At 41.6% G+C, this 10,201-nt stretch carries 14 protein-coding genes; 13 read left to right on the forward strand and 1 reads right to left on the reverse strand.

Features of this window, described 5'->3' with window-relative positions; all coding sequences use genetic code 11:
* The first annotated feature begins 195 nt into the window (after nt 1-195).
* The 4 genes from HMPREF3022_RS01885 to HMPREF3022_RS01905 all read left to right on the forward strand — a co-directional run bounded on the left by HMPREF3022_RS01885 (nt 196) and on the right by HMPREF3022_RS01905 (nt 4,018).
* Entirely contained in the window at nt 196-636 is a 441-nt protein-coding gene (locus HMPREF3022_RS01885) for a single-stranded DNA-binding protein (RefSeq protein WP_049360334.1), read from the forward strand.
* 189 nt (nt 637-825) lie between these two features.
* Entirely contained in the window at nt 826-2,691 is a 1,866-nt protein-coding gene (locus HMPREF3022_RS01895) for a DNA topoisomerase 3 (protein ID WP_070765049.1), read from the forward strand.
* A 28-nt stretch (nt 2,692-2,719) separates the two neighbouring features.
* Nucleotides 2,720-3,304, forward strand: coding sequence for a YcbK family protein (locus HMPREF3022_RS01900; RefSeq protein WP_070765050.1), 585 nt, complete (start codon nt 2,720-2,722; stop codon nt 3,302-3,304).
* A 261-nt stretch (nt 3,305-3,565) separates the two neighbouring features.
* A complete protein-coding gene (locus tag HMPREF3022_RS01905; protein WP_070765063.1) occupies nt 3,566-4,018 on the forward strand; it encodes a DUF3577 domain-containing protein in 453 nt (150 codons plus the stop codon).
* Here the strand turns inward: HMPREF3022_RS01905 and HMPREF3022_RS11835 are convergent.
* Nucleotides 4,015-4,233: a hypothetical protein gene (locus tag HMPREF3022_RS11835; RefSeq protein ID WP_283119026.1), complete on the reverse strand. Its 219-nt coding sequence runs from the start codon at nt 4,231-4,233 to the stop codon at nt 4,015-4,017. The genes HMPREF3022_RS01905 and HMPREF3022_RS11835 overlap by 4 nt on opposite strands.
* A 609-nt stretch (nt 4,234-4,842) precedes the next feature.
* On the opposite strand from HMPREF3022_RS11835, the gene HMPREF3022_RS01915 reads away from it, so the two are divergent.
* The 9 genes from HMPREF3022_RS01915 (at nt 4,843) to HMPREF3022_RS01955 (ending at nt 10,060) form a co-directional block, all read left to right on the forward strand.
* Nucleotides 4,843-5,385 carry a DUF3275 family protein gene (locus HMPREF3022_RS01915; RefSeq protein WP_070765051.1) on the forward strand — a complete coding sequence of 181 codons (543 nt, stop codon included), beginning with the start codon at nt 4,843-4,845 and terminating at the stop codon, nt 5,383-5,385.
* Nucleotides 5,386-5,394: 9 nt separating this feature from the next.
* Nucleotides 5,395-5,976 carry a hypothetical protein gene (locus HMPREF3022_RS01920; protein ID WP_049360323.1) on the forward strand — a complete coding sequence of 194 codons (582 nt, stop codon included), beginning with the start codon at nt 5,395-5,397 and terminating at the stop codon, nt 5,974-5,976.
* A 252-nt stretch (nt 5,977-6,228) separates the two neighbouring features.
* Nucleotides 6,229-6,567 (forward strand): hypothetical protein, encoded by a 339-nt coding sequence (locus HMPREF3022_RS01925; protein ID WP_070765052.1) that lies wholly within the window; start codon nt 6,229-6,231, stop codon nt 6,565-6,567.
* A 178-nt stretch (nt 6,568-6,745) separates the two neighbouring features.
* Entirely contained in the window at nt 6,746-7,471 is a 726-nt protein-coding gene (locus tag HMPREF3022_RS01930; protein WP_070765053.1) for a hypothetical protein, read from the forward strand.
* Nucleotides 7,472-7,483: 12 nt separating this feature from the next.
* Nucleotides 7,484-7,741 carry a hypothetical protein gene (locus HMPREF3022_RS01935; protein WP_070765054.1) on the forward strand — a complete coding sequence of 86 codons (258 nt, stop codon included), beginning with the start codon at nt 7,484-7,486 and terminating at the stop codon, nt 7,739-7,741.
* A gap of 227 nt (nt 7,742-7,968) precedes the next feature.
* Complete coding sequence (locus tag HMPREF3022_RS01940; protein WP_070765055.1) at nt 7,969-8,265, forward strand: hypothetical protein; 297 nt, start codon at nt 7,969-7,971, stop codon at nt 8,263-8,265.
* A gap of 13 nt (nt 8,266-8,278) precedes the next feature.
* The gene (locus HMPREF3022_RS01945) at nt 8,279-8,590 is read left to right on the forward strand and encodes a hypothetical protein (protein WP_070765056.1); all 312 of its coding nucleotides are present in this window, start codon (nt 8,279-8,281) and stop codon (nt 8,588-8,590) included.
* 128 nt (nt 8,591-8,718) lie between these two features.
* Complete coding sequence (locus HMPREF3022_RS01950) at nt 8,719-9,186, forward strand: hypothetical protein (RefSeq protein ID WP_070765057.1); 468 nt, start codon at nt 8,719-8,721, stop codon at nt 9,184-9,186.
* 157 nt (nt 9,187-9,343) lie between these two features.
* Nucleotides 9,344-10,060 carry a hypothetical protein gene (locus HMPREF3022_RS01955; RefSeq protein WP_283119027.1) on the forward strand — a complete coding sequence of 239 codons (717 nt, stop codon included), beginning with the start codon at nt 9,344-9,346 and terminating at the stop codon, nt 10,058-10,060.
* Nucleotides 10,061-10,201: the final 141 nt, after the last annotated feature.

A 10,201-nucleotide genomic window follows, 5' to 3' on the forward strand; every position in this document is an offset into this window, starting at 1 on the left:
CAACTTCGTTTCTGTTCTGCGCCGATGACTGTAAATGGGCGTTTTAACTAGATATGGAATAAGATTTGCTTTGAAATAGTTGCTAGTTGACAAGAGAAATTTATTTAGTTATGATTCAAGAACCTTAATCTCATTTTGGGTTATTTTACCCTGTCTTTTCTGTCATATTTTTAAATCCTTCTTTTGGAGAAAAATATGTCAGTTCAACTTTCTGTTCGTGGCAATCTCGGTGCCGAATTTAATTTGCGTCCAGTCGCAAGCCCTAAAAACGATGAGGCTTCGATCGTACTTAATTTTTCCATTGCCTCCCCTAATTTCAAACGCAATGCCGAAGGTAAATCGGAAGTGGTTTCAACAGAGTGGATTTCTTGCGAATACTGGAATCGTGATGCCGCTCATCTCCATAAAATCTTACAGGTCGGTATGCCAGTTCTCGTAACCGGTGAAGAACGTTACGAAACATATACCAATCGTGATGGTGTTGAAGTTCGCGTTCGTAAATTGCGTGTTCAAGATGTATTCATTGTTCCAACTGAACGTGTAGAAGCCATCAAGTTGCGTCCTAAACGTGAGCAGTCTCAGGACAGTAATCAGGCTGAAGCTCAAGCTGAAGCTGATGATGACATCCCAATGTAAATATGGCCACGAAAAATACTTCCTTTTTTCGTGAAATGAACTGCTGGCTTGCTGCATTATGGGCTGATTTTAAGGATATGTTCATTATTACCCTCATTTATGGAAGCTTGTTTGCTTTGGCAATGTGGGCTTTTTTGACTATCACATCTTGGCTTGTTTTGCAGCTGAAGCAAAGTTTGGGATTTTAAAATGCGTTTGTTTTTATGTGAAAAACCTTCTCAAGCTAAGGACATCGGGAAAGTGCTTGGTGTTCTTGGCGGGAGGCATGATGGGTATTTTCAGAATGGAGACACTGTTGTTACCTGGGCATTTGGTCATATCCTGACACAGGCCGCGCCAGATGCTTATGGCGAACAATATGCTGATTTTGGAAATATCTCCGCATTACCCATTCTCCCTGATGTTTGGCAGATGCAGGTACCGCCGAAGGTATCGAAGCAGTTTAAAGTCATTAAAGGCTTGTTGGCCAAAGCAGATGAAGTAGTGATTGCTACTGATGCAGATCGTGAAGGGGAAGTTATTGCCCGTGAAATATTGGACTACTGTGGCTACCGTAAAAAGATCTCACGATTTTGGACGAGTGGCCTAGATACGCAGTCGGTAAAAAAAGCCTTATCTTCAATTATGCCGGGTAAGGATAAAGAAAACCTTTACCAAGCCGGTTTGGCGCGTAGTCGCGCCGACTGGCTGGTAGGTATGAACCTGAGCCGTGCCTATACAGCTGCCTATTCTGCCGGCTATGGTCGGGAACATATTCTGTCAATCGGTCGGATTCAAACACCGACTTTGAAGCTTGTAGTCCAAAGGGATAAAGAGATCGATACTTTCGTGCCTTACAACTACTACACCCTTTCAGTAGATTTTGAGACAGCGGACAAGTCAGTGTTTACTACACTGTGGCAGGTGCCTGAAAACTGGCGTAATACTGATGGATACTGTACCAACCTTGAGGCTGTTAAGGTCCTTGTTAAACAGCTTGAGAAATCTACTGGTAAGGTCATTACCTTTAACAAAGAGCGTAAAAGCACCCCGCCTCCGTTACCTTACAGCCTTTCGGCTTTACAAAAAGAAGCCGGAAAAAAACTTGGCCTATCGGCTTCCAAAGTGCTCAAAATTGCACAAACCCTCTACGAAAAATACAAGATTACGTCATATCCCCGTACGCCTTGCAGATACTTGCCAAAATCGCAGATGAGTGAAGTGAAAGATGTATTGGCCGCAATACAGACTATCGACAAATCCATGCTTTCGGTAATTGAAAAAGCTGATCCTGAACGTCAATCAAGAGTATGGAATGATAACCAGGTAAACAAGCATTCTCATCATGCAATTATTCCGACCAAGGTCAGTAATTTTGATTTAACAGTCCTTGATAAGAATGAATTAACGGTGTATCGAATGATACGAGACCGTTATATCGCGCAGTTTTATCCTGATTTTGAATATGACTCTACTGTGGTGGAGGTTGAAGCATGTTCACATTTGTTTAAAGCCTCCAGCCAATCACCGGTTATTTCCGGTTGGAAGGTTCTTTTGGGTAAGGATGTGTTCGAAGGTGATCAAATCGATGAAGGCCCTGCTCTACCACATCTGAAAGTCAACGATGAGGTCGGCACGGTTTCTGCTAATCCCGAAACTAAAAAGACCACGCCGCCACCACGTTTTACAGAGGCTTCTTTACTTGATGAGATGCAAACTTTGAAGGACTTTTTGAAGAATGTAGAAGACGAACAGATCAGAAAAATTCTCAAAAGTACGGAAGGCTTGGGAACAGAAGCTACTCGCGCCGCCATTATCGATCGTTTGTTTGAAATGGGTTATATGGAAAAGAAACGGGGCAAAATCTATGCGACAGAAAAAGGTCGTAACCTGATTGCCCGGGTTCCACCTATGATCGCCGATCCGATAACGACGGCGAAATGGGAGCTGGCTTTATCTGGAATAGAAACCGGTAAACTAACACTTCAAGATTTTATGGGATACCAAAAGAATGTAATCACTGATTTGGTTGAACAGGCAAAGAAAGATTTTAAAAGTCGTTCTCGTACAAAGTGATTAAATAAAGCGGACTAGGAATAAGAAAATGGAACATCAATTGGATAGAAGAAATTTTTTGAAAAAGCTTGTCGGCGTAGGTGCCCTATATACAACCGGTGCTGCCGGTTTGTTATTGCCTAAAGATGTAGTAGCAGCAACCAGTATGGCTGATTTTTGGTCACGAGACCGTACAATCAATTGCAAACGGGCTGATACAGGCGAAAAACATGAAATCCGTTTTTTTCAGCAACAAAATGGATATGATCTTGAAGCCTACCGTAATGCCTGTTGGCTGATGCGTGATGCCAAAGATGGAAATGCCATGGTTCAAATCGATGTAGGTCTTTTAAATCTCATGTATGCAATGCAGGAATGGGCACGGCAATCAGGACGAACAAACCCTGTGATTACGATCAATAGTGCATATAGAACGCCAAGACGAAATGCGACTATTGAGGGTGCTGCCAGAAACTCACTTCATATGAGCGGTAAAGCAGTTGACTTTACTATGAGGGGGGTAAGCATTAGCGAGCTTGAGCAAATGGCTAAATACTACAATGTGGGCGGTATTGGTATCTATAATAGCTTTATCCATTTGGATACCGGTAGGGTTCGGCATTGGCGTGGTTAAAGATTTTACGAAAAAATATTGACATATGAAATTATCGGGAATATATTGTAATTGTTTTTGTAGTTTGTGACTTTTCTTAAAAGTCTCGTCATTTAGCCGTTCATGAATGAGATTCGATTCGTCGAATTTACGGTACTTCTTTTCAGCCAGCCTTTAAGGCTTCTAAGTCAGTTCGGCTACCGTGAAAGCCGCAACTTAACCCTTTGGGGATATACTATCCCCTTTGGGATTGATATATCCCCTGTTTTTTGGAGATATATCATGACTCAATCTAATCAAAACTACTTTAACCTGACTGCTGACGGTATCGGTTTTTTAAACCGACCTCGCGAAGTTCAGGGTAAACGTAAATCTTCCCCTTACTTTGCTTGCACGATCCAAGCCTCTCGAGGCGATAATGGTGAAAAAACCCGTTTTGATCTTCGTATCGTCGGAGGTCAAGCAAAAGAGCTTTTTGCTCGCCTTTTGGAAGAGTTCCCGCAATTGCAATCAAAGAATATCCAAGAACGCCCGACTGTCGTGGTTGGTTTTCGTGCAGGTGATATTCAACCCCTAAAATTTGAAGCAACCAATCATAAGACTGGAGAAGTCTCAGAACTTTTGAGTATCGATGGTCGATTGATGAAATTCAAGTTTATTAAAGTTGATGGCAATATGTGGTATCAATCATCTTATCAAGGTGAACAAAATCAAGACAATCCTGATGCTTCTTAGAAAGCTCTCGAATATTTTGATTTTGATTGTTTGAGAATGGTAGGAAGCTTTCGAGCTTCCCCATTCTTAGTTTTCCAGCTTATTGCTTGGAAAATTAAGCCTCTGTCGAAACGGCGGTTTAATTTTCCAAGCAACTCTTGAATTATAGTGAAGTAAAGGGTAAGTCCCCTTAAAGACTTGGCTTTCAGCAATATTGTTTTTTTATCGATGCTCATATCTATTGTGAGCATCAGTAAAAAAATAAGGCTCTTTAACAATCCGAATTTTTTTATTTTTGTTGCTTTTGTAGCAACTGTTTAAAAGCTGCCCTTTGGGCAGCTTACCTGAGTGCCCCGCCCTACCCAAGGTCATTCAGGTAAGCTTCCCCGGTTGACAGACCGTTTCTTCTGTCTGCGTATAGCCGTATAACCAGTACGCGCAATTATTCGTAATTGTTACGGCTTTATTACAAGCTAGACCATTATCTGATTACTGCGTCGGTGCGGACTAAGTAATCAATAGCCAGGGTAATCCCCATTTGAACCTGCTTTGCAGGTTCTCTAAGAAGTTTTGATATTTGCAGAACAGCTTAGAGAATCTGTATTTAAAGAGTTTTATACAGCCGACAGACTGTTTCCTCTGTCATTGCATAGCCGTTGATTGCAAGCCTGTTTCAGGTACGGTACAGCTGCTTTTTTCTGAAGCAGATTTCTTTTAACCCATCGGGGTACACTTCCCCGAATGGGCATGGTGTCCCCTTTAGTGCGATCAAACACTGATTAGTTTTTTCCCAACCACGGGATACCTGCCCGTGGCCGGTATCCCTTTTCTTTTGGAGAGATACCATGTCTATGACAATCCAAGGCACTTTAACAGTGCAAGTCATTCAGGGTCGCCGTGGCCCTTTCAAAACAGCTAAATTAGCTACCTCAATTGGCACATTCGATGTAAAAAACCCAATATTAAAACAGTTTGAACCAGGTAATTATGAAGGAAACTTCATACTGAACCAGCTTAAGGTAAAGACCTTTGAGTGGGGAGGTGGAGCAACATCATATATCGACGCTGCTTTAGATTGGCAACATCTTGCAGATTTCGCACAAGAATGTGGTTTATCAGATGAAGCAGAAGAACATTCTAGTCAAGCTTCTACTGCCGATCCAGTTTCTGAAAGTGGTACTTTTGATCCAGTTTCTGAGAATGGTATTGAATTTCCGAAATTTGCCGAGTCCTTAGATCAGGTTGAGCACATGATTGAGAACAAATGTTCTCATATCAGCTTTGGAGAATACATTCTTGCTGATCGTGAGGAATTAAAATGTGCCGTCGAGCTTGTACGAGAAGCCGGCTATACATATAGCCCTCGTGAAAAACGCTGGTATGTCTAGGAGGCGCGAATGTTGTATTTAACCTCACGCAATGATTTGATGGCCGATGCCTTCTTTATTTGGGGCAAACAACTTATGTTTGCCTCACTCCATGGTCGCGATGCAGACATGCTGTCTTTTCAAGCACAACTCCAAGTCAGTAATGAACGGCTGGGTTTTAGACAGCCGGGGGAAGTTTTAACCTGTCCCCGACTGACAACCGCCGAGTATTGCTTAAATCTGAGTAAATACATGACTAAATATCAGACTCTTAATTATGGTCCGGTAACGCACATGTTTTTGCATTCAGATATTCTGATTCAACCTAACTTCGATAGTAAAACAGGTTGGGTTATGTTGGATGATGTTACAGCAGACTTGGATAAGGCAGCCTGGCAACTGGTGCAGCAACTCTCCGATATACCGTTATTGGAACATTGGCAGAATGCTGTATTGTCAGAACTTGAGGCTGATAAATCCATTATGCGGTTTACTCCTCGTATAGATGAAGAGTATGCAGCAGTTGGAGTTCAAGCTGTACGAGTTGATATCCCGGAAGATTTTGATGTTCGGTTGACCGCTATGCTACAAAGTGGTCGCTTACATACTTAATCTGAAGCCCATAGCGGGCTTTTTCAGACGGCCTTTTAAAGGCTCTCTAAAAAAGTCTGTTACACAAGAGTATTACACAGATGACGGACTGTATATTCCGTTGATGGATACTGCTGCTGAGATTGTCCTCCCATATTCGTATGGTTGCAGCATTTTTATAAACAAGCGGTATTACCGTATTTATTTAAACCCTGACGGGAACGTTTTCCCGTTTGGGAAAACTGTTTCCTGTCCTAATTGAAAGGAAACATAATGCCTGTACTGAACGAATTGGTAGAAGCTTCAAAGGGAAAAAAATTTGAAGCCCTACAGGTTTTCAATCCGCAAGGAAAGGACCTTGTTTTCAAAGGCGTAGAACTTATCCGATTGGAAAATCGAAACGGCCAAACCTTAGAAGGTTTGCCTCTTGATGGAAGCATCTGTGTCTATATCACGGATAATGATAATTTTGTCATTGTGGATGACCGGAAGCTGGAACAAGGGCCTATGGTCATAGGCCGTTTTGATCTACAGTTCGGGTGCATAGGTTATGACCGGGTTGCCAAGGAGTTGTACCGCCTTCTAGGTATCGATGCTTATCAGTACGTCTGAGGCATTTCTAAACCCAAAAGGATGAGCACTTAATCGTGAAATCCTTTTTCAGACACTATCCCAATTGAACGATTCATGCGGGATTTTCGAACTGTTCCACTTTTGGAATATCTATCTAACCCTTTGGGGATACCATCCCCACCGGGCCATGGTATCCCCTATTTTTAAAGGAAATACCATGGGAGCATCAAATTTCTCATACAACCACCGTCTTGACGTAATAAGCGGCACTTCTTATAACGCCTTTGATTTGGATGCCTACAACGAAGGTTTAGATGAATGTGATCGCCTTGAAGAAGGAGACTACGATTCAATAGGAGATATCTTGCATTGGAATTTGCAAGACACAATTACCGATCTGAAATATAGGGCCGAAGAACCTTACAGAAAATCCCGTGAAAACAGGACTAGTTGCTGGAAGAAAGAATCCGTGGACGGTTTCAGTATTCTTTCAACCACAGAAGAAGCCGATGATGATCGTAAGTATGCCGATCGTTGTTATGGTGGTACTCAGATTGCTTCCATAGAGGCTGAAACTCAATTTTTTGGCTATAACCTGAAAATGGAGTTGGCTGTGATTGTTCGTTCAGGGTATTACGACGGTAATAATATTGACCAAGTATTCAACCTTAAAACAGATGCTCATTGTGATGAATATGAAGATTACGATATTTCTTCTTATGAGTCGGCGGCAGATTTTGTGATTGAAGAGTTCGATATTTACGGTCTGGCTTCCAAGTTGCAAACAAGCAGATACCGTTCGGGCATCTGCCGACGGTTCGCAGCAATGGAAAAGGTATTGTGGCAACGGTATCAGGAGCTTGTTTTACCTTATTGCGAGGAATATCAGGTATATGCCCGTTTTAGTAACGGCGAAACCTGGTACTCGAAAAAAGCGGCATAAGGAGGATATATCATGTATCAGATGTTCGATATTGCCCCGAATGTAGATGTTTCTCTTCACTGGCACAAAAACAGTACAGTTACTGCACGTCTGTTTTCTGATGGCAAGATAGTGGAAAAACGGCTGATTTCCGAATGGGATGAGGCGGAAGAAGTGTTTGCATCTGTCGTTACGATGGCTTCTGATTACGCCAACCGTATTGATACACCGGAAACCCTGGATTTGTATCATGAAGTTTTGGCTTGGTATCAAGAAGAATGTTACTGGTAATACTAACGTATTACGTCCTATTATACCTGCCTTTGGGCAGGTATTTTCAGACGACTTTAGTAAGGCCGTCTGAAAATACCTGTCTTTACAGGCTGACAGACCTTATCTGTCTTGTGTCCTGCCGTTAAACATGACACGCATCCTTCGGGATGTACGGCATTTCCTTTTACTAACCCTATGGGGATACATCTCCAATTGGGGATATTCCCCTATTCTTGGAGATTGTTATGAAGTTTGATAAACACAATGCTTGTGCTGATGGTATTTATAGTCCTGATACTGTATTTCAACAGCAAGATGTACGCGAAATTTTGCTTGGCCAGTACAGTTATGGTGGTTCTCAATTATTGCGAAATGTAGTGAGATCACTCTATAAGGGAGTACCAGTTGAGTTATACCAAGTTACTCAGCTTGATCAAAAACATTATGCAATTTTTGAAGCAATACTTGCTCATTACCGCAAATATCGCGAAAGCGAGCAATTGCGACAAATAGTGATCGAGATGAACCGGAAAGCCAGCTAAAAAGGAGATAACTATGACTATCATGAAACCCGAGCAAGAAGACTTGCAAGCAGCATTTGAGTTTATAGGTATGATGACAGCAGTTGCTCGACATGAACTCAATCCACTTGAAAAAGATGAGTTTGATGAATTGAGATTTTTGGAAGACAAGGACAAAGCGAAGGTTTTAGATGCTTTGTGTGAGAAATTCAACAACTGTGATTTGGATTGGTTGATGATTGCCTTAGCCCATTTACTTTCTCCGGACAGAGGGGTAATTGATCAGGATTCGGAAATTTTGACCATTAACCAAAATCTTCTTGGTGACATTGATAAAAGTTGTTAGCTTTTAAAGAAAGCACTGTATTTTTAATCCTGCTGTTTGTACAGATGCAAACAGTTCAATCTACCCATGCAGGGATACCGTACCCTGCTATGGGAATGTGTACCCCTGCCCTTTATAGGAGTACACCAATGCAATATTTAAACGAAAAAACCCTAGAAATTAGAATCTTGGAAACAGATGGCTTATACGGCTGCGATGTATTCGATACAGAAGGTAAGCCTCTGGCCGGCGTGATGCCTGAATATAAAAGTCAGGTTGAGGCTGTTGCCGCTGCTTTAGATATACCCGAAGTCGGACTATTTACAGATACTAAAGAACGGCCAAAACAAAAGTTGGTTGCAGTAACAGATGCACTGGCTTTGAAATATGGTTTGAATTTCAAGAATCATGGCGGTTTCTATCGTAAGCATGACAACAGTCACGCGTGTTTGAATAAAAACGGTAGAAAAGGATTTGTTCTTTTTTTTACAGCAAATGACAAATTTCTGACTTTACAAGGTTCTACCAGTATCGAGCCAGAAATTCTCTATCAGTTTGATATTTATGTCGATAATGATTTTATTGTAGAGAAAGTGTCTATGCTGATAGGTTCTTAAACAATAAGTCCGATTATTTGGATATGTTTTACCTGCTTGCGAGCAGGTATTTTTAGACGGCCTTCAAGTAAGGGCTTCTAAAAATATCTGTCTTTACAGGCTGACAGACCTTATCTGTCTTGTGTCCTGCCGTTAAACATGACACGCATCCTTCGGGATGTACGGCTTTTTCTTTTATCAACCCTATGGGGATACATCTCCAATAGGGGATATTCCCCTATTTTTGGAGACTGTCATGATAGTTTGCAACAACATTTACGAACAAACTGCTTATTCTCGCACATGTGATTTTCGTGCAGAATTTCTTTTTGAAGACGAGGAAACTCGTCGAGAAACTCGTGTTCTTTTACCCGAAGCTCGTTTTGGACGCTATGCTCATCTTTCAGGTAAATGGTTCTTAGAAGATGCCAGTGTGTCAACCAAATTGACCATGGAACTCAGACTGCCCATTGCCTGGAAAGACCTCGGTTATGACGAATTTAGGCAAGCTGTAAGTCAAATGGCAACTGACTGGCTGGAACAACGTATTTGTGAATTGGAAAATGATTTTACAAAAGTCATATACGATCCTGATACAGTGTTTCAACAGCAAGATGTCCGCCAAATACTGCTTGGATCGTGCAAACACGGTGACGCTTGGATTTTGCAAAAAATAGTCCGTTCGTTCTATAAACGCGAACCTGTTGAGCTGTGCATGGTAATACAACTGGATCGGAAGCATTTTCAGATTTTCCAAGCCATACTTGAGCATTGTCGCAAACATCGTGTAAGTGGAAAACTTCACGAGATAGTAGATGAAATGAACCAAGTCGAAGCTGAAAAGGCATCAGCTTATAAAGCTGCCAAATTATCTGATGATGAAGTGCCTTTTTGAGTTTGAAAATCATGAATCAGATATCTTATACCTCTTCGGGGTACGATGTACCTTTTATTTTACCTGCCATTCGGCAGGTATCTTTAGCCGACCTTACTTGAAGGCCGTCTAAAAATATCTGTCTTTACAGGCTGACAGACC

Origin of the sequence: Neisseria sp. HMSC065C04 (genome assembly GCF_001815375.1) — a bacterium.
GTDB lineage: Bacteria > Pseudomonadota > Gammaproteobacteria > Burkholderiales > Neisseriaceae > Neisseria > Neisseria flavescens_D.